Source organism: Immundisolibacter cernigliae (assembly GCF_001697225.1).
Taxonomy (GTDB): Bacteria; Pseudomonadota; Gammaproteobacteria; order Immundisolibacterales; family Immundisolibacteraceae; genus Immundisolibacter; species Immundisolibacter cernigliae.
Window position 1 is genome coordinate 1,745,379 of record NZ_CP014671.1, and the last position, 26,953, is coordinate 1,772,331.

General features: G+C 67.1%; 26 protein-coding genes. 10 read left to right on the forward strand and 16 right to left on the reverse strand.

Translation table 11 applies throughout. From position 1 onward, the window contains the following. Positions 1 to 146: 146 nt before the first annotated feature. From PG2T_RS16065 to PG2T_RS08325, 8 genes are all read right to left on the reverse strand, one after another. On the reverse strand, positions 147 to 869 hold the full coding sequence (locus tag PG2T_RS16065) for a hypothetical protein (RefSeq protein ID WP_145931050.1): 723 nt from the start codon (positions 867 to 869) through the stop codon (positions 147 to 149). Positions 870 to 1,673: 804 nt separating this feature from the next. After that, the gene (locus tag PG2T_RS08295; protein WP_068804136.1) at positions 1,674 to 2,393 is read right to left on the reverse strand and encodes a TSCPD domain-containing protein; all 720 of its coding nucleotides are present in this window, start codon (positions 2,391 to 2,393) and stop codon (positions 1,674 to 1,676) included. 17 nt (positions 2,394 to 2,410) lie between these two features. Next, positions 2,411 to 7,012: an LAGLIDADG family homing endonuclease gene (locus tag PG2T_RS08300; RefSeq protein WP_158513169.1), complete on the reverse strand. Its 4,602-nt coding sequence runs from the start codon at positions 7,010 to 7,012 to the stop codon at positions 2,411 to 2,413. Positions 7,013 to 7,297: 285 nt separating this feature from the next. After that, complete coding sequence (gene yrfG, locus PG2T_RS08305; protein WP_068804138.1) at positions 7,298 to 7,954, reverse strand: GMP/IMP nucleotidase; 657 nt, start codon at positions 7,952 to 7,954, stop codon at positions 7,298 to 7,300. After that, the gene (locus PG2T_RS08310) at positions 7,951 to 8,256 is read right to left on the reverse strand and encodes a DUF167 domain-containing protein (protein ID WP_068804140.1); all 306 of its coding nucleotides are present in this window, start codon (positions 8,254 to 8,256) and stop codon (positions 7,951 to 7,953) included. The genes yrfG and PG2T_RS08310 overlap by 4 nt, the downstream gene beginning before the upstream one ends. Continuing rightward, positions 8,253 to 8,846, reverse strand: a complete 594-nt coding sequence (locus tag PG2T_RS08315; protein WP_068804142.1) for a YggT family protein — start codon at positions 8,844 to 8,846, stop codon at positions 8,253 to 8,255. The genes PG2T_RS08310 and PG2T_RS08315 overlap by 4 nt, the downstream gene beginning before the upstream one ends. 3 nt (positions 8,847 to 8,849) lie before the next feature. Further along, positions 8,850 to 9,671 (reverse strand): pyrroline-5-carboxylate reductase, encoded by an 822-nt coding sequence (gene proC / locus PG2T_RS08320; protein ID WP_068804144.1) that lies wholly within the window; start codon positions 9,669 to 9,671, stop codon positions 8,850 to 8,852. A 25-nt stretch (positions 9,672 to 9,696) separates the two neighbouring features. Beyond that, entirely contained in the window at positions 9,697 to 10,437 is a 741-nt protein-coding gene (locus PG2T_RS08325) for a YggS family pyridoxal phosphate-dependent enzyme (protein WP_418268535.1), read from the reverse strand. Between the two features lie 72 nt (positions 10,438 to 10,509). Here PG2T_RS08325 and PG2T_RS08330 point away from each other — a divergent pair, with 72 nt between their 5' ends. Both PG2T_RS08330 and PG2T_RS08335 read left to right on the forward strand, forming a co-directional pair. Then, entirely contained in the window at positions 10,510 to 11,547 is a 1,038-nt protein-coding gene (locus tag PG2T_RS08330) for a type IV pilus twitching motility protein PilT (RefSeq protein ID WP_068804148.1), read from the forward strand. Between the two features lie 47 nt (positions 11,548 to 11,594). After that, positions 11,595 to 12,791 carry a PilT/PilU family type 4a pilus ATPase gene (locus tag PG2T_RS08335; protein ID WP_083215031.1) on the forward strand — a complete coding sequence of 399 codons (1,197 nt, stop codon included), beginning with the start codon at positions 11,595 to 11,597 and terminating at the stop codon, positions 12,789 to 12,791. Positions 12,792 to 12,961: 170 nt separating this feature from the next. Here the strand turns inward: PG2T_RS08335 and PG2T_RS08340 are convergent, their stop codons facing one another. Genes PG2T_RS08340 through PG2T_RS08350 form a run of 3 tightly spaced genes read right to left on the reverse strand, consistent with a single transcriptional unit; the run spans position 12,962 to position 15,785 of the window. Next, positions 12,962 to 13,924: an NAD(P)H-dependent flavin oxidoreductase gene (locus PG2T_RS08340; RefSeq protein WP_068804152.1), complete on the reverse strand. Its 963-nt coding sequence runs from the start codon at positions 13,922 to 13,924 to the stop codon at positions 12,962 to 12,964. Between the two features lie 8 nt (positions 13,925 to 13,932). Then, positions 13,933 to 14,427: an aromatic-ring-hydroxylating dioxygenase subunit beta gene (locus PG2T_RS08345; RefSeq protein ID WP_068804154.1), complete on the reverse strand. Its 495-nt coding sequence runs from the start codon at positions 14,425 to 14,427 to the stop codon at positions 13,933 to 13,935. Beyond that, complete coding sequence (locus tag PG2T_RS08350) at positions 14,424 to 15,785, reverse strand: aromatic ring-hydroxylating oxygenase subunit alpha (protein ID WP_068804156.1); 1,362 nt, start codon at positions 15,783 to 15,785, stop codon at positions 14,424 to 14,426. Before PG2T_RS08350 ends, PG2T_RS08345 begins: the two co-directional genes overlap by 4 nt. 213 nt (positions 15,786 to 15,998) lie before the next feature. Here PG2T_RS08350 and PG2T_RS08355 point away from each other — a divergent pair, with 213 nt between their 5' ends. The 4 genes from PG2T_RS08355 (at position 15,999) to PG2T_RS08370 (ending at position 19,127) form a co-directional block, all read left to right on the forward strand. Beyond that, a complete protein-coding gene (locus PG2T_RS08355; protein ID WP_068804159.1) occupies positions 15,999 to 16,796 on the forward strand; it encodes a class II aldolase/adducin family protein in 798 nt (265 codons plus the stop codon). A gap of 29 nt (positions 16,797 to 16,825) precedes the next feature. After that, positions 16,826 to 17,221 (forward strand): DUF4345 family protein, encoded by a 396-nt coding sequence (locus PG2T_RS08360; protein ID WP_068804160.1) that lies wholly within the window; start codon positions 16,826 to 16,828, stop codon positions 17,219 to 17,221. A 65-nt stretch (positions 17,222 to 17,286) separates the two neighbouring features. After that, positions 17,287 to 17,667 (forward strand): nuclear transport factor 2 family protein, encoded by a 381-nt coding sequence (locus PG2T_RS08365; protein WP_158513170.1) that lies wholly within the window; start codon positions 17,287 to 17,289, stop codon positions 17,665 to 17,667. Positions 17,668 to 17,723: 56 nt separating this feature from the next. Beyond that, the gene (locus PG2T_RS08370) at positions 17,724 to 19,127 is read left to right on the forward strand and encodes a helicase HerA-like domain-containing protein (RefSeq protein WP_418268536.1); all 1,404 of its coding nucleotides are present in this window, start codon (positions 17,724 to 17,726) and stop codon (positions 19,125 to 19,127) included. Positions 19,128 to 19,153: 26 nt separating this feature from the next. Here the strand turns inward: PG2T_RS08370 and PG2T_RS08375 are convergent, their stop codons facing one another. The 4 genes from PG2T_RS08375 to lipA are packed head-to-tail and all read right to left on the reverse strand — an operon-like array spanning position 19,154 to position 22,109. Beyond that, positions 19,154 to 19,792: a sulfotransferase family protein gene (locus PG2T_RS08375; RefSeq protein ID WP_068804166.1), complete on the reverse strand. Its 639-nt coding sequence runs from the start codon at positions 19,790 to 19,792 to the stop codon at positions 19,154 to 19,156. 57 nt (positions 19,793 to 19,849) lie between these two features. Continuing rightward, on the reverse strand, positions 19,850 to 20,380 hold the full coding sequence (locus PG2T_RS08380) for an NUDIX hydrolase (RefSeq protein WP_068804168.1): 531 nt from the start codon (positions 20,378 to 20,380) through the stop codon (positions 19,850 to 19,852). Beyond that, positions 20,377 to 21,129, reverse strand: coding sequence for a YdcF family protein (locus PG2T_RS08385; RefSeq protein WP_158513171.1), 753 nt, complete (start codon positions 21,127 to 21,129; stop codon positions 20,377 to 20,379). Before PG2T_RS08385 ends, PG2T_RS08380 begins: the two co-directional genes overlap by 4 nt. A 2-nt stretch (positions 21,130 to 21,131) precedes the next feature. Then, positions 21,132 to 22,109 (reverse strand): lipoyl synthase, encoded by a 978-nt coding sequence (gene lipA, locus PG2T_RS08390; protein ID WP_193399816.1) that lies wholly within the window; start codon positions 22,107 to 22,109, stop codon positions 21,132 to 21,134. Positions 22,110 to 22,218: 109 nt separating this feature from the next. On the opposite strand from lipA, the gene PG2T_RS08395 reads away from it, so the two are divergent. After that, on the forward strand, positions 22,219 to 23,175 hold the full coding sequence (locus PG2T_RS08395; protein WP_068804174.1) for a cation diffusion facilitator family transporter: 957 nt from the start codon (positions 22,219 to 22,221) through the stop codon (positions 23,173 to 23,175). Positions 23,176 to 23,299: 124 nt separating this feature from the next. After that, on the forward strand, positions 23,300 to 23,971 hold the full coding sequence (locus tag PG2T_RS08400) for an NnrU family protein (protein ID WP_068804176.1): 672 nt from the start codon (positions 23,300 to 23,302) through the stop codon (positions 23,969 to 23,971). A gap of 34 nt (positions 23,972 to 24,005) precedes the next feature. Here PG2T_RS08400 and PG2T_RS08405 read toward each other — a convergent pair whose 3' ends face one another. Beyond that, positions 24,006 to 24,422: a carboxymuconolactone decarboxylase family protein gene (locus tag PG2T_RS08405; protein ID WP_068804178.1), complete on the reverse strand. Its 417-nt coding sequence runs from the start codon at positions 24,420 to 24,422 to the stop codon at positions 24,006 to 24,008. A gap of 203 nt (positions 24,423 to 24,625) precedes the next feature. Here PG2T_RS08405 and PG2T_RS08410 point away from each other — a divergent pair, with 203 nt between their 5' ends. Together PG2T_RS08410 and PG2T_RS08415 are read left to right on the forward strand one after the other, a co-directional pair. Beyond that, positions 24,626 to 25,231: an outer membrane beta-barrel protein gene (locus tag PG2T_RS08410; protein ID WP_158513172.1), complete on the forward strand. Its 606-nt coding sequence runs from the start codon at positions 24,626 to 24,628 to the stop codon at positions 25,229 to 25,231. A gap of 383 nt (positions 25,232 to 25,614) precedes the next feature. After that, on the forward strand, positions 25,615 to 26,946 hold the full coding sequence (locus tag PG2T_RS08415; RefSeq protein WP_068804183.1) for a lytic transglycosylase domain-containing protein: 1,332 nt from the start codon (positions 25,615 to 25,617) through the stop codon (positions 26,944 to 26,946). Positions 26,947 to 26,953: the final 7 nt, after the last annotated feature.

The following is a 26,953-nucleotide window of genomic DNA, read 5'->3' on the forward strand; positions in this document are numbered from 1 at the left end:
GATGGGTGAAATGATTTCTGGTCCTGCCCGAACTTCGGCTCATGCCGAACGCGGCCTATCGCCGTCCGTGGCACGGCGCAGCAAGCGTGGTCCACGTAGGCTGGATCATCCCGGATTTCGCTGCGCTTCATCCAGGCTACGGTTGCTCACGCGGGAAACTGCGCGAGCGCGGACATTCGAACAGGGGCCTTAAGCCCATAGCGTTGAGTGACATCCTCGACGAGTTCGAGGAACCAAGCGTCCGCCTCGGGTGCGACAACAACACTTGTAATCAGCGCGTCAAGGCTCGGCAAGCGACGTTGCATTCCCTCGGGATTCTTCTCCCAGTCATCTTGTCGTGGCATCAACAATCGGACCTCGCGTTCAAACTCGTAGGCTTCATGCTTAAACTGCAGCGGGTCGGTGCAGCGCCCTATGACCATATCAGGATTCTCAAAGTGATCGATGTACCGGACCTTTTGAATCAAGATAGGCTCTGCCCATGAATCGCAGACAGTGGTTAATCTTCCAGCCGTCGTGTTTATCGTGAGACTGGTGGAGGCTCCGCCGTACAACTGCCACAGTGCCATATTATCTTCTGCGCCTAAGCTCCAGCAGCTTATAAACGTGCTCATCCTGCAGCGCCGGTAGAAGTCTTCGGCGCTTTCGCTCAGTGGGTTTCTGGTGTGCGCTGCATTGATCGCCTTGCGTATCGCAGGGGTCAATGCGCCTTCAAACTTGTCTGTGAACCGGTCAGCGCGGCGAAGATACAGCGATTGCGAGCGCAGGAGATCGATATACTTGGGGAGATCAACGTAACGTCTGAGAGGAGTTCCGTCTTTCAAATCGATATGGCGTTGAACTAGGTGAACTACTGGTTCGGTTGCCACGACAGTTCTCTCGGGAGCCTAACGTTGAGTATCTGGAAATCTTCCGCGTTTAAACACGGAAATTTCCGCATATCCCGCACGAGTCTTGCTCAGTGAGTTCATGTAGGTTGGGTTGACGCAGGAAGCCCAACATTCATATTCCTCAGCGATGGTTCGGTGATACGCCACGTCCGCGTGTCCAAGCCTTTTCCGGCGGGTTTGTTTCGAAACAGTGCACCCCGCTCACCCTATCCGTCCGCCGATAACGCATTGTGTCCTTGCCCGTCGTGGCTTGTTGGGCTTCCTGCGTCAGCCCAACCTACGGCTTGCTGAGCCATGGTTGATATGTTGACTAAGGGGCTCTTCACAGTGGTGAATGATCTCGCCAGACTCATAGTCCTTAACCGTCTCTCGATAACGGTCATTGTCTCGGTCGATTAACCTCTCATGGAGCACTTGCTTGCCCAAGCGATGTGAGTAACTTGGCATTGCCTTATCCTCGACATATGGCTTTTTTTCACCGGGGCATTTCGCTTTTACACCAAAGCCATCATGAAGAACAAGCTTTTCTATAATTGATAGATTGTAAACGCGCTTATAGCTCCCGCAGTTATAGCATGGGACACGATGTGCCGATGTGTCGCCGCTAGTATCAATCTCGGCACCACAGTTTACGCACTCAGCGGAATTAAGCGGAGTTGTCATGATGGCTAATGCCTGAATTAATCCGACCAACCAAGTTCATGTGGGTTGGGGCCCAGCATCATTTCTCTCTCGCACGAATCGCCAATGCGCCATATGTGCGTGTCCAGGTCTCTTTTCGCTTCACCCACACTTCGACTCCCCGCAATTCAGACACGTCAGACACCCGTCCATCATGATCATGGCCTTGGTGCTGCACTTGTAGCAAAGCTGGGCGCCGTCGGGATAGGTGGCGTCGGTTTCGGTTTTGGCCTGGCCGGTGCGGGTTTCGTATTCGCTGCGTTTTTCTTCGATCAGTTTCAGTTGGCGGGCGTCGAGTTCGCTGTCGGGCAGCATGCCGATGGTGCGCAGGTGCTGTTCGATCGCATCACCGATTTCGGCCACCAGGGACGGCATGTAGCGGCCGCCTTTCTTGAAGTAGCCGCCGCGCGGGTCGAACACGGCCTTGAGCTCTTCCACCAGAAAGGTGATGTCGCCGCCCTTGCGGAACACGGCCGACACGATGCGCGTGAGCGCCACGATCCACTGGAAGTGCTCCATGCTCTTGGAGTTGATGAAGATCTCGAAGGGTCTGTAGTGCTCGTGCTCGGTGCCGGCGTTCAGCACGATGTCGTTGATGGTCAGATACAGGGCATGTTCGGTGAGCGGGGTTTTGATTTTGTAGGTGGTGCCGCGCAGGGTCTCGGGCCGCTCCAGCTTTTCGTGCATCTGGATGACTTTGGCGCTTTGCCGCTCGGCGTTTTCTGCCGCCGGCGTTTCGGTTTTGGGCCCGCTGGTGCGGGCCGGCTCGTCGGCGCCGACCACGCTGTAACCGGTGATTTTCTTTTCGATGCGAATGGTCATGGGTTGATTCCTGGCGATCAGAACTTGCCGTAGTAGCCTTCCTTGAGGGCGTCGAACAGGTTGGCGGCGCTGTGCAGCTCGCCGTCGTATTCGATTTCTTCGTTGCCCTTGGCCTCGATGACGGTGCCATCTTCCAGCTCGAAGCGGTAGGTAGTGTTTTCCAGGTCCTTTTCCTTGACCAGCACGCCCTGGAAGGCGGCCGGGTTGAAGCGGAAGGTGGTGCAGCCTTTCAGACCCTGGTCGTAGGCGTACAGGTAAATGTTCTTGAAATCCTCGAACGGGTAGTCCGTGGGCACATTGGCGGTCTTGGAGATGGACGAGTCGATCCAGCGCTGCGAGGCGGCCTGGATGTCGACGTGCGCCTTGGGGGTGATGTCCTCGGCGGTGATGAAGTAGTCCGGCAGTTGCTCGGCCGGGTCGGCGCTGCCCGGGATGGCGCGCGGGTTGACCAGGTGGCGGTAGGCCAGCAGCTCATACGAGAACACGTCCACCTTTTCCTTGGTCTTGCGACCCTCGCGGATGACGTTGCGGAAGTAGTGGTGGGCGAAGCTGGGCTCGATGCCGTTGCTGGCGTTGTTGGCCAGCGACAGGGAGATGGTGCCGGTCGGCGCGATGGAGCTGTGGTGGGTGAAGCGGGCGCCGCGCTGGGCAATGGCCTCGATCAGGTCCGGGCGCACGCCGCCGACGCGCTGCATGTAGCGGCTGTAGCGGGCCAGCAGCACGCGGCCGGGCAGCTTGTCGCCCAGCTTGTGGCCGTCGGCGGTCAGTTCCGGGCGCTTGCGCAGCATGTCCGGTGTGATCTCGAACACTTCGTCCATGATCGGCGCCGGGCCTTTTTCCTCGGCCAGTGCCACGCCGGCCTCCCAGCCGGCAATGGCCATTTCGCGCGACACGGCGTCGGTGAATTCCAGCGACTGGGCGTCGCCGTAGCGCCGGCCGAGCATGGTCAGCGTGGAACCCAGACCCAGAAAGCCCATGCCGTGACGGCGCTTGCGGAAGATTTCGTCCCGCTGCTGCTGCAGCGGCAGGCCGTTGACCTCGACCACGTTGTCCAGCATGCGCGTGAACACGCGCACCACGTCGCGGTATTGGTCCCAGTCGAAACGCGCCTCGGGCGTGAACGGCGCCTCGACGAAGGTGGTGAGGTTGATCGAGCCCAGCAGGCAGGCGCCGTAGGGGGGCAAGGGCTGTTCGCCACAGTTGTGCGCGTAGAGGCCGTTGGCGTCGAAGGCGTTGATGCCGGGCACCTGCACGTCGTACACCGCGTGCACGCCGGCGTCGGTGATGCTCTCCACGCGGGCGGTGAAGCGCTCGCGGTTCAGGCTGCGGTGGTAGCGGGCCAGGGACTGATCCAGACGCGCGGCCTTGTCGCTGTCGGCAAAGCCGACGAGTTGCGCGAACACGGCCAGGTTCTCGCCGCTGATGGCCAGCTCATGCTGGGCCTGCGTGGCGTACTGCTGCTGGCCGCCCTTGCCGTCGGGCAGCAGCGTGCTACCTGCGGCGCGGCGGTTGCGATACAGCCGCGAGACGATGCCCAGGCGCAGCAGCATGCGCTGCGCGGCCTCCAGCTGCGGCAGGTCCGACTGTGCCAAACGCACGCTGACGCCCTTGTCGTGGCTGCCCTGAACCGAGCCGTCGGCATCGAACAGGCCACGCAGGAAGCCGCGCTGGAAGGCGCTGGAAGCCCGCTCCATGCGCGGGGTGATGCGCTTGTTACCGGGCGCCATGCCGACTTCGTTGGCCAGGTCCCGGATGGCGGCGGTGGACAGGCGGTGTTCGTTGCGGCCCGGCACTGCCGACCAGCCGGCGAAATCGGCACGGTGCGTGAGCGTTCGCGCGGCGGCCAGAGCCTCGGCCATCAATGCGCGCGTGCCGTGGGGCAATTCGCCCGGGGTACCGTTGGCTACGGCGGCAGGCTGCCACACGGACAGCACGGCCTTGTCAGCCTTGAGGGTGCCGTCCCCCATCAGCAGACCCAGCAGGTAGCCCTGCTCGCGGGTGTATTCGCCCGGCCATTGCGGCGCGGCACGGTGGTCGTGCAGCACCACGCGGTCACCCGCTTGCAGTTCACCGGCGGCGCACCATTCGGTCTCGCAGGCGTAACGTGTGAAACGCGACACGCGCAGCACGCGGTGATCGGCAGTCAGAGTCAGACCATAGCCTTCCGTGGTTTGCAGCCTGACCACCGGCTTGTCGGCAGTCTTGAAGAATCCCTCGGGGCCGGTGCTGTGATCCTGCCCGTTGACGCGCGCCAGGAAGGGCGTGCCGATCAGGTCTGCCACCTGGCGCGGGCCGGCCGCGGTCTGCACCCAGGTGTCGGCCGTCACGCAGGGGTTGGTGGCCCGGATGTTCTCGCAGAACCAGTTGTTGTTTTCCTCGTTGGCCTTGTCGACCAGGATGAAGCCCGGCTCGGCGTAGTCGTAGGTGGAGGTCATGATCAGGTCCCACAGCCGGCGCGCCTTGATGGTCTTGTAGACCCGGCAGGCGACCAGGCCCTGGTCGTTGACGATGTAGCCGCGGTGGGTGGGCCATTCGCGCCAGATGATGTTGTCGGCGCTGTGCACGTCGATGCCGTCGGCGGCGGCCTCGTGGCTGGCAACCGGGAAGGCGAGCTGCCAGTCGCTGCCGGCCTTGACCGCTTCGATGAACTCGCGAGTGACCAGCAGCGACAGGTTGAACTGGCGCAGGCGACCGTCCTCGCGCTTGGCGCGGATGAAATCCACCACGTCCGGGTGGCCGACGTCGAAGGTGGCCATCTGCGCGCCGCGCCGGCCGCCGGCCGACGACACGGTGAAGCACATCTTGTCGTAGATATCCATGAACGACAGCGGCCCGGAGGTGTACGAGCCGGCGCCGGTCACGTAGGCGCCGCGCGGACGCAGGGTGCTGAATTCGTAGCCGATTCCGCAGTTGTGGATCACCAGCAGGCCGGCGTTGCCGGCCAGATAGTTGTTGTGTTTCTCGACCGTGAAGTCGTAGAAGGTTTCGGGCAGATCCAGGCCGCGCTCGATGGCCTCGACCGGGCGCAGACAGCGGGCGAAGTCGATCAGCGGCGCAAGGGCCGGGAAGCGCTGCGCCCAACGATTCAGCCAGATGCGGCTGACGACTGCCTGGCGGTGGTAGCCGTGATAGAAGCCGAGCCGCTGACGTTCCTGGTGGCCAAGCTCGCCCTCCAGGGTGGCCAGCGCTGCGTGCAGGTCGGCTGGCATGACGTAACGGTCGTACTGACCGGCTTGGCTGGCGTGGTCCTGAATACGCTGGCGCTTGCCACTGTCGGCCATATAGGCCGCCAATGCGTCCAGGAAGGCCGAGTCGCTGATTTTCAGCATGGCGCCGCCGCTGTCGCGCACCGTGTGGCCGTTGTAGTCGTGCTCGCGCGGCTGGCGCACGGTGAGCCCGGCGTGGACACCGAACAGGCCAAGCAGGGCCTTCAATTCCGCGGCAAACACGGTGTTTTGCGTGGCCAGGGTGACGCTGCCACGCTCGCGGCAGACTGTGCCGTCGGTGTCGATCAGGCCGGCCAGGAATGGCAGGAAGTGGCGCTCGGGATGGCTCACGATCCAGTCCGGCACGCGCAGGTGGGCGGTCTTGGCGCCGACCTGCCAGTCGATCAGTTCAGCCGCCCGGCTGGCGGCGAAACTCGCCACGGCAAAGTCCCACACCGGCGTACCGTTGCGGGTGCTGGTGGCCACCACTTGCGCGCGGCTGCCGCAAAAGGCCTGAAAGAACGCGGCATAGCGCTCGACCACCTCGCGCTCGGCAGCGCGAATCTTGAACACCAGCCGCCGGCCCAGGGCGGCCGCGCGGTGCTGCCAAGCGCTGCGCGTCGGCCGGTAGCTGTGGCGTTTTTCGTAGGCGCTGCCATCGCCCAGATGTGCGCCGGCAAACCAGGCTTCCTGCTGCGCCTGCGCGTCGGCCCGCCAGGGGAAGCAATGCTGCACCAGCGCATCCGACATCCGGACTTCGTCGGCGCGCTGGTAGCTCAGGGCACCGTCCCGGTACACCAGCACCGGGTGGCGGATCGAGGTTTTCAGGGCCACGCCGTTGGCGCGCAGTTCGATGTTGTCTGCACGCGGCACGTGTGTGGTCAGGTGGCGCTCGATACGACGCATCTGGAAGCGCCGGGCGCTGCGGTCGTAGGCCAGGATTTGGGCGTGCTTGCCTTGCACCGCCTGCTGGGCGCTGACCAGACCCTGGTCCGTGAACACCCAGGTATCGGGCGCGACACAGCCGGCTTTCAGTGTCAGCCCGGCCTCGTGGACCTTCTGCAGGATGTCGTCCATCGAGTCCTCGATGGTGCCCGACACGGTGCAGTTGATGGTGGAGGTGGCCGGCTTGTGCTCCAGCGCGCCGGCGTTGGAGGTGATGCGGCCGGCCGGGATGGCGCCGCGGCGCAGCGCCCACAGGAAGCGTTCGTACCAGTGTTCGCGCAGGTCCGGCGCTTCGGCGTCGGCCAGGGCGCGCGCCACACGCTGGTAGGTCTCGTCCACGGTGCGGTCGATGACCGTGCCGTCCTTGGCCTTGAGGCGGTATTTCTTGTCCCAGATGTCCAGCGAGGCCGGCTGGACGGGCACGTCTGCGTTACGCGCAGCTGCGTGAATGGCGACCACCTTGTTCATGGATGCTCAGACTCCCTGGGTCGTTATGCGTGCGAGGATGCCAACGCGAGCGCGGCTGCCGGTGGCCTTTGGCCAGGGCTATAAAACACAACATCTTGTGAAGGCCGATGGACATTACGCGCGCCGGGTTGGGACGTCAACGGCTGCCAAGAATATTTTTTTATCTTTTAAATAACAGATAGTTAAAATCTCTAATGCAATGGCCTTCAAGAGTTTTCAAGCCTCCACTTGGGGCCGCTTAAATTCCTTTCATCACAATATGTTGTGATGGGTCTTGCAGTCGATTCAGGTCTGTGGCAGCAGCTGGCGGAAGCTTTCGAGCATCGGCAGGTCGGGCAGGAATTGCGGCTCGGCGCGCGAATCCGGCTGCGCGATGGCCAGCAGGTGGCCGATGCCGTAGTCGCGCGCCGCGCGCAGCACGTGCGCGTTGTCGTCGACCAGCAAGGTGCGTGCCGGGTCGAAACCCTGCTGCGCTTGCAGGCGTGGCCAGAAGTCCGGCGCTTCCTTGGGCAGGGCCAGATCGTGCGCGCAGATGATCTCGTCCAGCCACGTCGCAAGCCCGGTGCGGGCAAGCTTGAAATCGAGCCCGCTGCGGTGCGAGTTGGTGACCAGCACGCGCCGCTTGCCGGCCGCGCCCAGCCATTCCAGGAATTCGGGCACCTGCGGGCGCAGGCCGATCAAGTGCGCCAGCTCGGTATTGAGCGCCGCCACGTCCAGTTCCAGCAGCTCGCTCCAGTAGGCCATGCAGTAGAAATCCAGCGTGCCGCGGCGGCTCTCGGCCTGGCCGTGGATGACGCTGCGCGCCTCGTGCAGGCCCAGTCCGCGCCGCTCGCCCCAGGTGCGCGGCAGGTGCTCGAACCAGAAGGCGTTGTCGTAGTGCAGGTCCAGCAGCGTGCCGTCCATGTCCAGCAGCACGGTGTCGATGCAGCTCCAGTCGATCATGACGAAGCCCCCAGCAGGCCCGCCAGGCGCGGGGCGAGCTCGCAACCGGCGCGGATGCTGACTGTCTTGCGCCGGCCGGTGCTGCCGCTGGCGACGCTCAGCGCGCTGCGTGGCAGGTCCAGGCACTCGGCCAGAAACTGCACCAGCGCCGCGTTGGCGGCGCCGTCCACCGGCGGCGCGGTCAGGCGCAATTTCAGGCGGCCGTCGTGCAGGCCGGCCAGTTCGGTGCGCGCCGCCCGTGGTTGCACCAGCAAATCGACCAGCCAGACCGCGCCCTGGCGACGATACGGCGCTGCGTTCACAGGCCCTGCACCATGATCCGGGCCGCCAAAACGATGAACGGCTGTACCAGCAGGATGTTGACCAACTGCACCGCCACCAGCGCCAGCAGCACCGAGAAATCCATGCCGCCCAAGGGCGGGATGATGCGCCGCAGCGGCGCCAGCAGGGGTTCGGTAAGCTGTTCGAGCAGGCGCAGCATGGGGTTGTAGCCGGCGCCGGCGGCGACCACCCAGCTGGCGATCGCCCGCACGATCAGCAGCGCGCTCAGGGTCAGCATCAGCAGCGACAGGGATTGCGCCACCGCCATCAGCAGCGCGCCGATCAGGCCCGGCAGGTAGCCGCGCAGGCCACTGAGGGCATATACCTCCAGCAGCTTGACCAGCAGCAGCAACACAACCAGCGCCGGCTCGACCCGTGCGCGCATCGGCAGCACGCGGCGCAGGGGTTTGAGCACCGGCTGCGTGACCTTGTAGACGGCCTGCGACAGCGGGTTGCGAAAGTCGACGTCCATGGCCTGGAACAGCAGGCGCAGCAGCACCAGCGCCGCGTACAGGCCAAACGCCGTCTGTACCAGGAACAGACCGGCCTGGGTGAGGGGCGAATACACCATGCCTCAGTCCTGCGCCTGCCGCGCCAGTTCACCCGCGCGGCGGTTGGCGGCGCCGATTGCCTCGTTGAACAGCCTTGCCAGCCCGCCGGCCTGCAGCACCTCGAGCGCCGCCTGGGTGGTGCCGCCGGGCGAGGTGACCTGCGCCCGCAGCGTGGCGGGGGCATCACCGCTCTGGGTGGCCAGCACGGCCGAGCCCAGCGCCGTCTGCAAGGTCAGCCGGCGCGCGACATCGGCGCTCAGGCCCAGTGCCACGCCGGCTTGCTCCATGGCTTCCATCACCGCAAAGAAATACGCCGGACCGCTGCCCGACAGCGCCGTGACGGCGTCCAGCTGCGCCTCGTCCGGCACCCACACCACGCTGCCCACGGCACGCAGGATGTGCTCCGCCTGCTGCCGCTGCGCGGCGCTGGCCCGGGCATTGGCGTGCAGGGCGCTGATGCCCTGGCGCACCAGCGCCGGCGTGTTGGGCATGCAGCGCACAACCGGGAAATTGCCGCCCAGCCAGGCGTCGATATCGGCTTCGGTAACCCCGGCAACGATCGACACGATCAGCGGCCGCGTGGACGCAAAGTGCGCGGCCAGGCCCCGGGCCACCGATTTGAGCACCTGCGGCTTGACCGCCAGCAGCACGACGCTGGCAGCGCCGACCAGATCCTCGCCGCGCGCTGCGGTCAGCATGCCGAACTCGCGCGCCAGCGCCTCGCGGCGGTCCCCATCAGGCTCGGCAGCGGCCAGGCGCTCGGCCGGCGTACCGTCGGCAATCAGTCCGCCGAGCAGCGCACGGCCCATGTTGCCGCCGCCGATGAAGACGATTTCACCCGCCATGCCGATTGTCCTTTTCCAAGCCGCATCAATGCCGCGTTGGACGCGGCCCGAACAGGGCAGTGCCGATGCGCACTATCGTGGCGCCCTCGGCGACCGCCGCTTCCAGATCGCCACTCATGCCCATCGACAGCGTATCGAGGTCAAAACCCTGCCCGCGCAGTTCCAGCCACAGCTCGCGCAGCGCCCGCAAGGGTCGACGCTGATCGGCGAAATCGGACGCCGGCGCCGGAACGGCCATCAGTCCACGCAGACGCAGCTGCGGCAATCGAGCCACTGCGCGCGCCAGATCGGCCACAGCGACCGGCGCCACGCCGGCCTTGCTCGGCTCGGCATCGATGTTGACCTGCAGGCATACGTTCAGTGGCGGGCGGGCCGGTGGACGCGCAGCGGCCAGACGCAGCGCCAGCTGCTCGGACGCCAGCGTATGCACCCAGTCGAAGCGCTGGGCGACCTGCGCTGCCTTGTTGCCCTGGATGGCGCCGATGAAGTGCCACTCCAGATCGAGGTCGGCGCAGCCGTCCAGTTTCGGGCACGCTTCCTGCAGGTAGTTTTCCCCGAAGGCACGCTGGCCCAGCGCAGCGAGTTGCCGAATGTATTCGACAGGCTGGGCCTTGCTCGCCGCCAGCATCACGACACTGCCCGGCGGGCGACCAAAACGGTGCTGGGCAACGCGCAGGCGTTCCTGAACGGCCCACCAGCGGGCACCCAGAGACGTTAAAGAATTTGCAGCAGTGGCAGATGTAATGGCATAACCCCACTGTTGGATCGCGGCGCAGTATAGCAGCGGCCCCTACCGCCCCCGGGTCCGAGGGGCGCTCGCGCAAGGTGCATCGACCGAATGGACATCACTGAACTGCTGGCATTCACGGTTACCAACAAGGCGTCCGATCTGCATCTGTCGGCGGGCATGCCGCCGATGATCCGCGTCGATGGCGATGTGCGCCGGCTCGACCTGCCGGCGCTGGACCACTCGCAGGTCCACGACATGGTGTACGACATCATGAACGACCGCCAGCGCAAGGACTACGAGGAGTTTCTGGAAACCGACTTCTCGTTCGAGATCCCCGGCCTGGCGCGTTTTCGGGTCAACGCCTTCAACCAGCACCGCGGCGCGGCGGCGGCCTTCCGCAACGTGCCCAACAAGATCCTGAACCTGGAGGAGCTCGAAGCACCGCAGGCCTTTGCCGAACTGGCCATGCTGCCGCGCGGCATCGTGCTGGTGACAGGACCCACCGGTTCGGGCAAGTCGACCACGCTGGCGGCCATGCTCGACGAGAAGAACCGGGCCGAATACGGCCATGTGGTCACCATCGAGGATCCGATCGAGTTCGTGCACGAGAGCAAGCGCTGCCTGATCAACCAGCGCGAGGTGCACCGCGATACGCTGGGCTTCAGCGAGGCCCTGCGTTCGGCCCTGCGTGAGGACCCCGACACCATCCTGGTCGGCGAAATGCGCGACCTGGAAACGATCCGCCTGGCGCTGACTGCGGCCGAAACCGGGCATCTGGTGTTCGCCACCCTGCACACCAGCTCGGCCGCCAAGACCATCGACCGCATCATCGACGTGTTTCCGTCGGGCGAGAAGGACATGGTGCGCGCCATGCTGTCCGAATCGCTGCGCGCGGTGATCGCGCAGACCCTGCTCAAGCGCATCGGCGGCGGACGCATCGCCGCGCACGAGATCATGATGGGCACGCCAGCGATTCGAAACCTGATCCGCGAGAACAAGGTGGCGCAGATTTACTCCGCCATCCAGACCGGCCAGGCGCACGGCATGCAGACCCTGGACCAGTGTCTGCAAAAGATGGTCACACATCGCAAAGTGAGCCGGGAAGACGCCGCCGTGCGTGCCGTCAACAAGGAACTGTTCCGCTAGCCGGCAACCGCCCGCCGGAACTGCCTCATCACCCGGAGACTGCCGTGATCGATTTCGCCACCCTGCTGCAGATGATGGTCGACCAGAACTCGTCGGACCTGTTCGTGACCGCCGGCGTCGCGCCCAGCATCAAGACGCACGGCGCCGTGAAGCCGGCCTGTGAGGGAAAGTTCAACGCCGAACAGGCGCGCGAGATGTGCTACGGCATCATGAACGAGCGCCAGCGCACGCAGCTGGAGAACACCTTCGAGTGCCAGTACGCCATCTCGGCGCGCGGCATCGGGCGCTTCCGCGTCAGCACCTTCATCCAGCGCGGCAACGTCGGCATGGTGGTGCGCAAGATCGAGACCCACATCCCGACCCTGGAAGAGCTGCAGGTGCCGATGGTGCTGCGCGAGATCTCCATGATCAAGCGAGGCCTGGCGCTGATGGTGGGCGGCACCGGCACCGGCAAGTCGACCACCCTGGCGGCCATGGTCGGCTACCGCAACCACAACAGCACCGGCCACATCATCACCATCGAGGATCCGATCGAGTACCTGCACGACCACGCCGGCTGCATCGTCACCCAGCGCGAGGTGGGAGTGGACACCATGTCCTTCGAGGACGCGCTCAAGAACACGCTGCGCCAGGCGCCCGACGTGATCCTGATCGGCGAAATCCGTGCCCGCGAAACCATGGAACACGCCATCGCCTTTGCCGAAACCGGCCATCTGTGCCTGGCCACGCTGCACGCCAACAACGCCAACCAGGCGCTGGACCGCATCATCAACTTCTTTCCCGAGGACCGGCGCCAGCAGCTGCTGATGGACCTGTCGCTGAACCTGCGAGCGATCGTCTCGCAGCGCCTGCTGCCGACTGCGGACGGCAGCGGCAGGCGAGCGGCGGTGGAGGTAATGCTGGCCAGCCCGCTGATCACGGACCTGATCCGCAAGGGCCTGGTGCACGAGATCAAGCCGATCATGGCGCGCTCGAACGAGCTTGGCATGCGCACCTTCGATCAGGCCTTGCACGCCCTGTATGCCGAAGGCGTCATCACCTACGACGAGGCCATCGCCAACGCCGATTCGGCCAACGATTTGCGCCTGCTGATCAAGCTGGAGCGCGATGGCGCGGCGACCCAGATGGCGCAGGATTCGCAGAAATTCTCACTCAAGCAGGAGGTCAAGGACGAGCCGGCACCGCTGGTGTTCAGCCGTCCGCTGCCGATGGCCTCCCGACCGGGCGAAGGCCAGAACAGCTAGGGAACGGCGTTTCCCGCAGTGCGGGGACGCGCTGCCAAAAACTGTAGGAGCCCGGCTGCGCCGGGCGATCATCGCGCAGCGAAGCTGCGCTCCTACCAGGTTTCTCCCCGTGGCGGGCGCCGAGAAATCCCGGATGGATTCAGTCAGCGCTTCCCCAGGACCCAGCCGGCTCAACGCACCGGCAGACGCCCGAGCGCAGCACCCGCCTCGACCAGAAAATCCCGCACGATGCTGCCGGCCGGCTTGATGTCGTGCACGCCGCCGCAGCTTTGGCCGGTCGGCAGGCAGCCGCGGTCCGGGTCATCGCTGGTGCCCAGCAGGTCCAGCACACCGGCTTGCCGCGACACCTCCATCTGCTGCGGAAACGGCAGGATGTCCGCCTCGCGGCCGACCCAGGAATCCGTGTAGCTGTTGCGAAAGCCGCGCATCTGCTTGCCGCTGTAACAGCGCGTGAGCGTGGTGTCGCTGGCCTCGGCGCTGACGATGCGCCGTTTCCACGAATCGACGGCGCGGGCCTCGTCGCTGGCGATGAAGCGCGTGCCCAGCACCACGCCCTGCGCGCCCATGGCCAGCGCCGCCACCAGCTGACTGCCGTGGGCGATGCCGCCGGCCGCCAGTACCGGCGTGTCGCCGGCCGCCGCCACCACCTGCGGTATCAGGCTCCAGGTGCCGATGTTGCCGGTGTGGCCGCCGGCATCGGTGCCTTGCGCCACGATGAAATCCACGCCGGCCGCGACCACCTTTCGGGCGTGGCGGGGCGCGCCGATCATGGCGCCGACTTTCATGCCGGCCCGGCGCAGCTGGGGCATCAGTTCGACCGGCAGGCCCAGCGCCGACAGGAAGATCGGGCAACCCTCGTCCATCATCACGTCGATTTGGGCGTCGAACACGCCGGCCATCGGCACCAGCAGGTCCAGCGCCCAGGGCTTGTCGGTGAGGGACTTGATCTCCCGGATGTGCTCGCGAATCTGCGCCGGCTCCACCCCGGCGGCGCCGTACACACCAAGGCCACCGGCATTGCTGACCGCGGCGACCAGTTTGGGCCAGGACACGCCGCCCATGCCGGCCAGCACGATCGGCAGGTCGATACCGATGCGTTCGCAAAACGGGGTACGAAATTGGCTTGAAGTCACGGGCAGCCTCAGACCAGATAGAAATCGAGCAGGGTCGGGATGTAGTCGTTCAGCACGCTGATCTTCTGGCGCGTGATGCGCCAGTCGGCGCCGTCGCGGCGCAGCGTGTGCTGGTAGTGGCCAAAGTAGGCCTGCGACTGCGCCCGCCAGTGGTAGTCCACCCGAAAGGCGGCAAACAGCCGGATCGCGTCGTCACCGGCTTCGTCCACCTGGATGTTGGTGATGGCGTGACAGGTGCGCGGCATGGGGTCGGACGCCACCGAGGTGCCCGACTGCACCCGCCACACCCGGTCCGCCAGACGCGAGCGCAGGTCGTAGTAGATCAGCGACACCTGCGTGTCCGGGTCTTCGGTCTGGCGCTGCTCGCTCAGCCAGGCCGGCACCCAGTACTCGCAATCCTCGGTGAACAGGTCCAGCCATTCCTGCCAGCGCCGCTCGTCGAGCAGCCGGCCCTGGCGGTACAGCAGCGCGCTGCCGGTGGTGAGTGCCTGTTCGGGACTCATGGCGTCAGCTCGCTGGCCAGGCCGACCTTGATGCGCCGCGCCCACTCGCGATACGAGCCGTGGAACACGGTTTCGTCCTGCACGTCCGAGCGGCCGCTGGACGAGGTCAGCGGCGTGATGCCGATCTCCCGCGCGAACTCATCCGGCCCCTGAATCACCTGGCCCAGCCCGCGCAGATGGCCGAGGCCAACCGCCGGCCCACCGCGCGCCGCAAGACCGGCCTGCACCGACTCGTAAACGCGCGAGTCGTCCGGCGTGGCCAGGCCGGTCGGGTTGAAGAAATCCTCGAACTGGTGAATCCGCAGCTTGCGCTGGTCGGCCGGCTCGCCCTGCGGGCCGATGCAGTAGCTGCGCATCTCGGTGCGGTCCACCGCCAGCGGGCGCATGACGCGCATCTGGATGCAGGCGTTGCACGAGAACTGCAGGTTCGGGAACACCGTGAAATTGATGGTCCTGAGCATCATGTCGGCCCGCTGCTGGCCGACGCGCGCCTTGAGCGCGTCGTACTGGCGGTACAGCGGGCGCACTTCCGGGTTGGCGGTATGGATCCAGATCGCGCCGTGGCCGTTGGCGAAGGTGTAGCTGCCCGACGGGATGGCCGGATCGACGAAATCGGCGATGTCGATGTTGCGAAAATTGCTGCCGCCGCTGGCGCGCGAGGCGGCGATGTTCATGAAGCTCGGGTGGGTGGAGGTCAGGTGATAGGCGTCCAGACAGTTCTCGAGCTGCATCTTCCAGTTGGCGTCGTAGGTGTAGTACGAGCGGCCGGGGATGACCTCGGTGCCGTGCTCGGACTGGTCGACGATCATGTCCAGGAACGCGCTGATGCCGGCCAGGTGTTCCTCCAGCGGCGGCACGTCGGGACTGAGGCTGCCGAACAGGAAGCCGCGGTAGTTGCCAAAGCGCGCCAGCGGCGGCAGGCGCGTGTCGGCCTGCTCGAAATGCGCCGGGTACGCGCCCTGCGCGCGGTCCTTGACCAGCACGCAGTCGCCGCGGGCGTCGAAGGTCCAGCCGTGGTACGGGCAGACGTGGAACTTGCGGTTGCCCGATTCGCTCTGGCACACCGCCGCGCCCTTGTGCGGGCACACGTTCAGGAAGGCGCCGAGCTTGCCCTTGTCGTCGCGGTGCAGCAGCACCGGCTGGCGGCCGATCCAGGTGGCCAGGTAGTCGAGCGGTTTGGGCAGCTGCGTTTCGTGCGCCAGGAACACCCAGTGGCGCTCGAACACGTGGCGCATTTCCAGCTCGAACAGCGCCGGGTCGCGGTACACGTCACGGTGGACATCGAACACGCCGGCGGCCGGGTCGTCGCGCAGGTAGCGTTCGGGCAGCGGCAGGGCGCTGTCATGGATGGCGTTCATGGGTTTCTCCTCCGGTCCACGGGCGGCGATCCGCCGCTGCGTTTGTTAGCTGTCGCGTAGGCGCCATCCGTGGCGCGGCAACTTTAACGATCGTAAGGTAGGTGCCGCAAGCGCGCCGCCGGGCGCTATGCTTCACCGAACTCGCGCCGGTACATCGGCGCACCGTTCACGTGGCTACGGATGGCCCGCCCATGACCCGAGGAGAAACACGCCATGAACCAGCCTCGTGACTTCGAACTGCCGGTCGGCATCCGCCCCGACCAATGCTCGCCCGAAGAATGGCAGACGCGAGTGGAGCTTGCCGCCGCCTACCGCCTGGCCGACCGTTTCGGCTGGTCGATGCTGATCTTCAACCACATCACCGCCCGCGTGCCGGGCAAGGACGATCATTTCCTGATCAACAACTTCGGCCTGATGTACGACGAGATCACGGCCTCCAACCTGCTCAAGATCGATCTGGACGGCAAGCTGGTCGGCGACTATGTCGGTGAGACGCGCGTGAACCGCGCCGGCTACGTGATCCACAGCGCGATTCACGCCGCCCGCCACGATGTCGGCTGCGTGATGCACACCCACACCGTGGCCGGCGAGGCGATATCGACCTGCGCCACCGGCCTGCTGCACGTCAATCAGGACTCGATGCAGCTGACCGGCCAGGTGGCCTACCACGAGTTCGAGGGCCTGGCCGTCGACGATGGCGAGAAGCAGCGCCTGGTGGCCGACTTTGGCGACAAGAAGGTGCTGGTGCTGCGCAACCACGGCATGCTGACGGCCGGCAGCAGCGTCGGCGAAGCCTTCATGCTGATGTGGTTGCTGGAACACGCCTGCCGCGTGCAGGTGGCGGCATTGTCGATGGGCCAGCCGCTGCACGGCGCGCCGGAGGTGCTCGGGCGCATCGCCGAGCTGGTGCCCACCCAGCAGGGCATCATCACGCCGACCGGCCTGGGCGGACTGCCGTTCCGGTCGCTGATGCGCTGGCTGGACCGGCAGGATTCCAGTTACCGAAACTGAGCTGCGCTTTCACACAGGGAGGGGTGACCATGCCACTGGCCAGATTCGTGCTGATCTTCACCGGCATTTCGTTTTTCGGATATGCCGTCGCCTGCTTTGTGTATCCGGTCGAGGTGGCTGGCCGCTTCACCGGCTACGGCCTCGAAGCCGCTGCCGGACTGGTCGAGGTGCGCGCCATGTACGGTGGGCTGCAGGCCGGTTTCGGCGTCTTCTGCCTGCTGGCCGGCTGGCGGCGGGAATGGACGGTGCCGGGCCTGACGGCCATTGCCACCGTGATGGGTGGCCTGGTTCTGACGCGCAGCATCGCCATGGGCATCCACGGTCCGGCCGGCGCGAATCCCGGCGCCGCCATCTACGAGGGCATCACCACCGCGCTGGCGGTGTTCGCGCTGATCCGCCTGCGTGGCCTGCGGGAGCGCGTGTGATGAGCTGGGCCAAGCGTCTGATTTGCCTGTTCATTGCCGTCAGCGGCGCAGCCGGAGCCGATCCCATGCAAGAGGTTCTCGCAGTCGATGACGCCCGCACCGCGGCCCTGATCGCCGCCGACCGGCCGGCCCTGGACCGCACCCTCGCGCGGGAACTGCGCTACGTGCACAGCAACGGCCTGACACAGGACCGGGCCACGTATCTGGATGCCACCATCGGTGGCACCATGCAGTACCGCGTCATCAGGCCGCTGCAGCGGCAGGCGCGCCCTATCGCCGAGACAGTGGTGCTGCTGACCGGCAGCAATCACGTTGAAGTCGTGCTCAATGGCAGGCCGCTGCAGGCCGAGGTGCTGTACACCGCGGTTTACCTGCAGGAAGACGGCGCCTGGAAGATGACCGCCTGGCAGTCCACACCCGCCCCGGCCGAGAGCCCCACGCCGTGACGACGCTTTCCCTGGGCGCCAGCGCCGCTGGCGTCCCGGTTGACCTGCTGGTCGGCATGGCCAACCGGCATGGCCTGATCGCCGGCGCCACCGGCACCGGCAAGACCGTCACCCTGCAGACCCTGGCCGAGGGCTTCTCGCGGGCCGGGGTACCGGTGTTCCTGGCCGACGTGAAGGGCGACCTGTCCGGCCTGGCGCAGGCGGCGCAGCCGGGCGAGCGCATCCTGGCCCGCGTGGCCGAGCTGGGCATCACGGACTACGCGCCGCGCGCCAACCCGGTAGTGTTCTGGGATCTGTACGGCAAGGCGGGCCACCCGGTGCGGGCCACGGTGTCCGATCTGGGGCCGTTGCTGCTGGCAAGCCTGCTGGAACTGAACGACACGCAGACCGGCGTGCTGTACGCGGCGTTCAAGGTGGCGGACGACCAGGGTCTGCTGTTGCTGGACCTGAAGGATCTGCGCAGTTTGCTGGCCTGGGTGGCCGACAACTCGGCCACCCTGCGCGGCCAGTACGGCAACCTCAGCGGCGCCAGCGTGGCGGCCATTCAGCGTCAGCTGCTGGTGCTGGAAGCAGACGGTGCCGCGCTGTTCTTTGGCGAGCCGGCGCTCGATCTGGCCGACCTGACGCGAACGGATTTCTCCGGCCAGGGCGTGATCAGCGTGCTCGACGCCACCGCGCTGATGCCCCGGCCGCGCCTGTACGCCACCTTCCTGCTGTGGCTGCTGGCCGAGCTGTTCGAGCGGCTGCCGGAAGTCGGCGACCTCGACCGGCCGCGGCTGGTGTTCTTCTTCGACGAGGCGCACCTGCTGTTCGACACCGCGCCCAAGGCGCTGCTGGAAAAGATCGAACAAGTGGTGCGCCTGATCCGCTCCAAGGGCGTCGGCATCTACTTCGTCAGCCAGAACCCACAGGACATTCCGGACCCGGTGCTGGGCCAGCTCGGCAACCGCGTGCAGCACGCGCTGCGCGCCTTCACGCCGCGAGACCGCGCCGCCGTGCGCGCCGCGGCACAGAACTTTCGCGCCAATCCGGGGCTGGACGTGGAAAGCACGCTGACCGAGCTGGCGATCGGCGAGGCGCTGGTGTCGGTGCTCGACGCGCGCGGCATGCCAACGCCGGTCGAGCGCACGCTGATCCGCCCGCCGCAGTCGCGCCTGGGCCCGCTCACGCCGGCCGAACGGACCGAACACATGGCCCGCTCGCCGCTGGCCGGGCGTTACGACACGCCGGTCGACCGCGAATCGGCGCACGAGCTGCTGGCCGCGAGGACCAGCGCCGCCGTGGTCGCGCCGGCCGCTGCACCTGAGCCGCGAAGCGAAACGGCTGCCCCCCGGCGCGGCCGCGAGCCGGACACGCTGCTGGAAACCACCGCCAAAAGCGCCCTGCGCGCCATCGGCAGCCAGCTTGGCCGACAGCTGGTGCGCGGCGTGCTGGGTTCGTTGCTGGGCGGCCGGCGCTAGTTGCGGGCGGGAGAACCGCCGACGCGTCAGGTGAGCTGGTACCGCTGCGCGTGCGTGTCCAGCAGCTCCTGCTGGGCGTTGATGCGCGGGAACGGCGCGTCCGGCACCGGCACGCCCAGGAACGCGCACAGCGGCGCCCAACCCCGGGCCACGTCATACACCAGCAGGCGCTCGGCCGGCAGGGCGTCCTGCACGGCGCGGTTGTGGCGCTCGAAGACCTCGATCACGTGCGCGCGGTCGTCGATGCGGCCCGCGAAGATGCGTTTTTGCACGATGTCGCGCGCCATCACGATCTGCCGCCGGGCCGCCTCGTCGTGCGGCATTTCCGGCGCGCCCATGAAGCGAAACAGCGTGCTGTCGATGCTGCTGAACCAGCGCGCGGCATCGCGCACGGTAAGGATCACCTTGGCCTGCGGATAGAACGCCGCCAGTTCGCGCCAGAAATGGCTGGCCGGCCAGTCCACCGCGGCCCGGAAATCGCCGAGCAGGCTGTCCCAGTCGCCGCGCGCGCCGGCGGCGAACTGCTGCCACATCGGCCCGTGCTCGATGTGCTCGAAGATGCGCGTCATGTGGTAGCACGGACCGAAGCCGAGTTGTTCGAGGGCCGCCTTCAGCGACAGCGTGCCGGTGCGGCCCATGCCGGCGCCGATTACTTGCAATGCCATGCGCGCTTGCTCCTTGAATGGACGTCACGACGACCGGCGCAGACCGCGGCCCCGGCGTCACCTGTGCGGGGAATGGTAGGGCACGGCCTGGCCGGCAAGGGCCGCCAGCGCCGTCCTCACGTCGGCAAACTCCTGCAACTGTTGCAGCGTGGCGACCGTCGGCCGGATCAGATGCAACTCGCCCCGCCAGCCGGCATCGAGCGCGTCGGCCGGGCGCAGCCAGCGGTAGTCCACCGCCTCCACATCGTCGATGCGCACGCCGCCGCAGCCGTTGGCATCGGCAACGAAAAACCAGGTCGCATAGCGGCGCGGTTGCCCCGGCGGCGTGGTCCAGTGGGCGACTTCCACCAGGGCGTCGGGGTCCAGCAGCAGCCCGGCTTCCTCGGCCGCCTCGCGCACCGCCGCGTAGCGCGGCGCCAGGTCGGCGCCACGGTGATGATCGGCCGCGTCGACCCGCCCGCCGGGGAACACCCAGGCACCGGGCGCGAACACCAACGTCGGGCTGCGCTGCAACAGCAGCACCTCAAGGCCGTGCGCGCCGTCGCGCAGCGGTGCCACGGTGGCCGCCGGCTGTACCGGGACGGTCATGCGCCGCCGCCGTAGCGCAGGCGGTACCAGGCGCCGCCCAGATACTCGTGCAGCGCCAGCGTGGAGCGCGCCAGCGCCGTCGCATCGGGCAGCCAGTCGAGGGCGTCGAAGCGGCGCTCGGCCGGCACCAGCGTCGGCGCCGGCAGCACGGTAAAACCGACGCGCCGGAACACCGCCGCGGCGCGCGGCAGATGCCAGGCGTGGCTGACCAGCGCAATGCGGTCTATGCCATCGGCCGCCAGCAGCTGGCGTGCGTAGCGGGCATTGTCGTAGGTAGTCAGCGCGCGACCCTCCACCCAGCGCGCCCGCACGCCCCAGTCGAGCAGGGTTTCGGCCATCAGCTCGGCCCCCGGCCTGCGGCCGGCCAGCGCCCCGTCGGTGACCAGGACCGGCAAGTTGACTTCCCTGGCGAGCCTGGCGCCGTAGCGCAGTCGCTCCAGCGCCAGCGCCGACACCGTTGCACCGTCGTAGTCCGCCAGACCCCGCTGCGCGCCCGCACCCAGGATGACCACCGCCTGCGCCGTGCGCAGTGCCTGTGCGTCGAGCGGGGGGTAGCGACTGAGCGAATCGAGCAGCGCATCGGCGACGCGGCCGCACGACAGCACCAGCAGCAAGGCCGCCCCGACTACACCGACGCCGTGCACCACGCGCGGCCGGCGCGCCGCCACGGCCGCCGCCAGCAGCAGCAGCGCGAACAGCCCCGGCGGCTTGAGCAGCGCCGCCAGCACCTTGACGGCGTAGAACTCCACGTTCAGGCCACGGCGTGGCCGGCGGCCTGCAGGTCGGCGTGGTAGGACGAGCGCACCAGCGGACCGCTGGCGACGTTCGAGAAGCCCATTTCCCGGCCGCGCGCCGCCAGCTCGGCGAAGGTGTCCGGCGTCACGTAGCGGCGCACCGGCAGGTGATGCGCGGACGGCGCCAGGTACTGGCCGATGGTCAGCATGTCGACGTCATGGGCGCGCAGGTCGGCCATCACCGTGAGCACCTCCTCGTCGGTCTCGCCCAGGCCCAGCATCAGGCCGGACTTGGTCGGCAGCTGCGGCAGCAGCGCCTTGCAGCGCTTGAGCAGCGCCAGCGAGCCCTGGTAGTCGGCGCCCGGCCGGGCCGCCGCGTACAGGCGCGGCACGGTCTCGATGTTGTGATTGAACACGTCCGGCGGCGCGGCACTGAAGATCTCCAGAGCGACGTCGATGCGGTGGCGAAAGTCAGGTACCAGCACCTCGATGGTGGTGGCGGGCGAGCGCTCGCGCACGGCGCGGATGCAGTCCACGAAGTGACCGGCGCCGCGGTCGGGCAAATCGTCGCGGTCCACCGAGGTGATGACCACGTACTTCAGACCCAGCGTGCCCACCGCATCGGCCAGGTGCGCCGGTTCGCTGGGGTCCAGCGGGTCCGGGCTGCCGTGCGCCACGTCGCAGAACGGGCAGCGGCGGGTGCACTTGTGGCCCATGATCATGAACGTGGCGGTGCCCTTGCTGAAGCACTCGCCGATGTTCGGGCACGACGCTTCCTCGCACACCGTGTGCAGGGCGTTGTCGCGCAGCAGCGTCTTGACGCGCTGGAAGTTGGGGCCGGCCGGCAGGCGCACGCGCAGCCAGTCCGGCTTGCGCAGCGGCGCGGCGGCCGGCTCCACCTTGACCGGGATGCGCGAGACCTTGTCCAAGCCGCGCTGGCCGAGCTTGCGGGAAGTGGTCACGGCGGCGTTCCTTGCTGGGTAGGGAGAAGTCAATTCTAGAATCCTCGGAGGGATGTGCTGAAACGCGCGATGATCGCCCGGCGCGGTCGCACTCTATCCCGACCCGCCTTGCTATAGCCTTCAAGCGTCTGCGGACACCCACATGGAATCAGACCACCATCACCACCACGGCCCGCTGAGCGACGGGCGCCTTGCGTGGGCCATCGCCATCAATGTGCTGCTGACGGTGGTGCAGGTGGCGGCCGGCGTGGTATCCGGCTCGCTGGGCTTGATTGCGGACGCGCTGCACAACCTGTCCGATGCCGCGTCGATGGGCATTGCGCTGCTGGCACAGAAGATCGCCCGCCGCCCGGCCGACCGGCTGATGACCTTCGGCTACCAGCGCGCGGAGCTGGTGGCGACGCTGATCAACGTGACCGCGCTGCTGCTGGTGGGCGGTTATCTGCTGATCGAGGCCATCAGCCGCTTTGTGTCGCCGACACCGGTGCAGGGCTGGCCGGTGGTGATCGTGGCCGGCGTGGCGCTGGTCATCGACATCCTCACCGCGCTGATCATCTACCGCGGCGCCAGGCACAGCCTCAACATTCGCGCGGCTTTCGTGCACAACGTAACCGACGCGCTGGCCTCGGTGGGCGTGATCGTGGCCGGCACGCTGATCCTGTTGTATGACCTCATCGTCGCGGACCTGCTGGTGACGGTGGCGATTTCCGGCTACGTCATTTATCAGGCCATGGGGCTGCTGCCGCGCACCGTTCGCCTGTTGATGGGGGCCATGCCGGACGACCTGGAATACGACGCCATCGTGGCGGCGCTGCGCGCCACCCCCGGCGTGCGCGACATCCACCACCTGCACGTGTGGAATCTGGACGAGCACCGCCGTGCGCTGGAGGCGCACCTGGTGCCGGAAGCGGACGACCTGGCCGCCTTCGAGCAGCTCAAGCACCGGGTACGCGAGGTGCTGCGCAAGCGCTTTCACGTGGAGCACGCCACGCTCGAGCCGTGCATTGCCGACCGTACGGGCGCGCCCATCGTGCGCATGCAACCGCCACATCGTCACGAGGCGGCGGCAGGCAGCGACAAGACCGGTCGCGCACATTAAGTGAAGCAACTGCACCTGACGGCGGACAAGCGCCAGCGATGGCACAAACGCAAGCTGCGGCGCGGCTGCGGCACAATCGCGACGCAGCCGGTCAGGCGCGACCGGCCTTCAGGGAGGAGGGGATATGGAATCGCTGACCGCCGCCACGGCGCTGTTTCTGGGCATGCACTGGATTGTGTCCGGTAGCCCGCTGCGAAATGTGGTCGTCGCCCGCACCGGCGAGGGGCCGTTCAAGGCCGGCTTCGCGCTGATCATCGCCATCAGCATCGCCTGGATGGGCTGGGCCTACGCTCACGCGCCGTATGTCGAAACCTGGGGCACGGCGGCGGGCCTGAAGCCGCTGAGCTGGGTGCTGATGGCGCTGGCCTTCGTCCTGTTGGCAGCCAGCGCGACGGCCAAAAACCCCACCACGCTGGGCAGCGTGCCGCCGGATCAGGTGCAGGCGCGCGGCATCGTGCGCATCACCCGCCACGGCGGGCTGTTCGGGCTTGGCCTGTGGGGTCTCTCGCACTTTCTGGTCAACGGTGACTGGGCCTCGCACCTGCTGTTCGGCAGCTTCGCGTTCCAGGGCCTGATCGCGCCGCTGAACCTGGACCGCAAGTACCGCCAGCGCTTCGGCGCGCCCTGGGAAAGCTTCGCCCGGCAGACCTCCTACCTGCCGTTCGTCGCCATCCTGCAGGGGCGAAACCGCCTGGTGCCGGGCGAGATCAACTGGCTCGCCGTGGCGGTGGGCCTTGGCCTGTTCGGGCTGACGCTGGCCTACCACCAGGCCTGGTTCGGGGCGTCGGCGCTGTGAAGCCGGCGGGGCGTCCCTGCCCCGCGGCCGCGCGTCAGTTGCTCACGCCCTGCGCATCGCGGGCGTCGAACACCTGCTCCAGCACCTTGATGCCGTTGATGGCGGTCGGAAAGCCGACATAAACCGCCTGTTGCGAAACGGCTTCGACGATCTGCTCGCGCGTGCAGCCGATGTTCAGCGCCACATTGGCGTGCAGTTTCAGCTCCAGCTCGGCGCCGATGGCGGTCAGCACCGCCACGTTCAGCAGCTCGCGCGTCCTGGGGTCCAGCCCCGGGCGCGACAGCACGTCACCGAGCACGAACTCCATGGCCTGGCGCGCCATGTGCGGCGCCACCTTGTTCAGGGTGTTCATGACCGAATCGGTCACGCTCGGGCCCTTGGAAAACTCGGCGATCTTGGCCTGACCCCTCTGGTAGCGGACTTCGTTCACGTAATCGGCGTTGTCGGACATGGGTTTCTCCTGTGTGTTTTCTGCTGACAAAGGTGCCACGCCAGCACCCGACGCAACTGTGACACGAAGCAGTCGGCCGCACAGCCATTGCGCGCGCCGACGCTGACAACGGAACTATCCCCCCGCGCTTCGATCGAAAAAGCTGTCGTCATGGCGACGACCTACCCTTATCCCTCATGAAAGATCAGGAGTCCAAGCACACCATGAAACGCGCAACATTCTTGTCAACCATACTCGCCACCGGCACCCTGGGCGTGGCCACCCTGGCGACAGCACCCGCCCTGGCTGCAAGCGATGGCGAGGACTGGACGGGCCCCAAGGCCTATGTCGGTGCCGGCGGCAGCTTCGCCAAGATCGACGATGCAAAGGTGGATGACAACGACGTCAGCACCGGCGACCTGAGCGACTTCGATGACGACCACGTCACCTGGCAGGCCTTCGCCGGCGTGATGGTCACGCCGTGGCTGGGCGTGGAAGCCGGCTACCTGGACCTGCCCAAGTACGACGACAACGGCTTCGAGATCGACGGCCACGGCTACACCGCCACGGCCTTGCTGGCGGCACCGCTGGGAGACCGCTTCGAGGTCTACGCCAAGGGCGGCCGGGTCTGGTGGGATGCGCAGGCGGACGGCCCGCTCGGCTTCGACGCCGACATCGACGGTAATGACTGGCTGTACGGCGCGGGCCTGAACGTCGGCCTGGTGCCGAACCTGAGCCTGCGTCTGGAGTACACCCGCTACCAGCTGGACGGTGACCGTGCCGAGGCCGACCTCGACCTGGCCACCGCAGGCCTGCAGTTTCAATTCTGACTGATTGACCCATCGGCCGATGGCGTCTGCACCATGCCCCGCCCCGGGGGTGGTGCAGACGCCTGCGCCGAACCCTCTTCGCCGGACCTTCCGCCGCCAGAACGCTTGCCGCGCGTGGCTGTTCCACAGCGTGCAAGACCGCTGCACCCCGCAGCCCGGCCTGCGTAGCGGTTTGAATGGCGACAGCACGCCCCCTGTCGACCACTTCCCGAGCGCCGCTGCCACAGGCGCACGCCGCGCCTTGAACCCACTGCCCGCACACCGGCACACTGTGCGGGACTTGGGCGTCTGCGGGGCATCCCGCCAGCGCTTCGCCTCCCGCAACCTCACGCCCACGGTGCCCATCCGGACGCCCGCCGCAGCCACAGCCGAGCCCGATCCCGATGCCAATCCGCCTGTTGCTTGGTCTGCTGTTGTGCTGCGCCACCGGCGTGCACGCGCAGCCCGAGGCACTGCCACGCCCGGCGGCGCTGGAGCCGGCGGTGCGCTTCTGGAGCCGCGTGTTCAGCGAGGTCGATACGCGTAGCGGTTTCCTGCACGACGATCGGCACCTGAACGTCGTCTACGGGACGTTGCGCTGGTCCGGCGACCTGGAGCGCGGCGCCCGCCAGGCGATGGTCGAGCCGCAGCGCCTGGCGATCCAGAACATCCTCCTGGGTCTGGCCGATGGCGACGCCGACACCTCCGACCCCCAGGTGCGGCGGGTACGCGCGCTGTGGCAGGGCGCCTCGCCCACGCAGCTGCGCGAGGCGGCGAGCCGGGTGCGCTTTCAGCTCGGCCAGGCCGACCGCTTCGCCGCGGCGCTGCGCCGCTCCGGCACCTGGGAAGAGCACATCCGCCGCACGCTGGGCCAGTACGGCGTGCCGCAGGAAATCGGCGCCCTGCCGTACGTGGAATCGGGCTTCGATCCGCTGGCCGGCTCGCACGTCGGGGCGGCCGGCCTGTGGCAGTTCATGGCCAGCACCGGGCGGCAGTTCCTGCGCATCGACAACTTCGTGGACGAACGCTACGACCCGCACGCGGCGACCGTGGCGGCGGCCAAGCTGCTGCGCGGCAACCACGATGCGCTGGGCACCTGGCCGCTGGCGCTGACCGCCTACAACCACGGCCGCGCCGGCATGCGCCGGGCCGTCGACAGCATGGGCACCGACGACATTGCCACGCTGATCGAGCGCTACGACGGCCCGGCCTTCGGCTTCGCCTCGCGCAACTTCTACCCGACCTTCCTGGCGGCGCTGGAGCTGTCGTCGGCGCCGGAGCAGCACTTCGGCCCCATCGTGAAGGCGCCACCGGCACAGATCCGCGAGGTCACCTTGCCGTCCTACCTGCCCCTGCGCGCCGTCGAGCAGGGGCTGGGCGTGGACCGCACCACGCTGCGCCTGCTCAATCCGGCCCTGCGCCGCACGGTGTGGGACGAGACCGGGTTACTGCCGAAAGGCTATGACCTGCGCCTGCCGGCCGGCACTTCCAACGCCGACGCGCGCATCGCCGACATCGGCCGTCGCTCCGGCCAGGCGGCACCGGTCCAGGAGCTTCGGCACCTTGTGCGCCGCGGCGAAACGCTGAGTGGCATCGCTGCCCGCAACGGCCTCAGCACCCGCCAGCTCGCCGCCCGCAATGGCCTGAAGCCGACCGCGCAGCTGCGTATCGGCCAGACCTTGAAATTACCGGCGCCGCCGGCACGTCTCGCCCCGACACCGCAGGCCAAGCGCTGACGCCGGA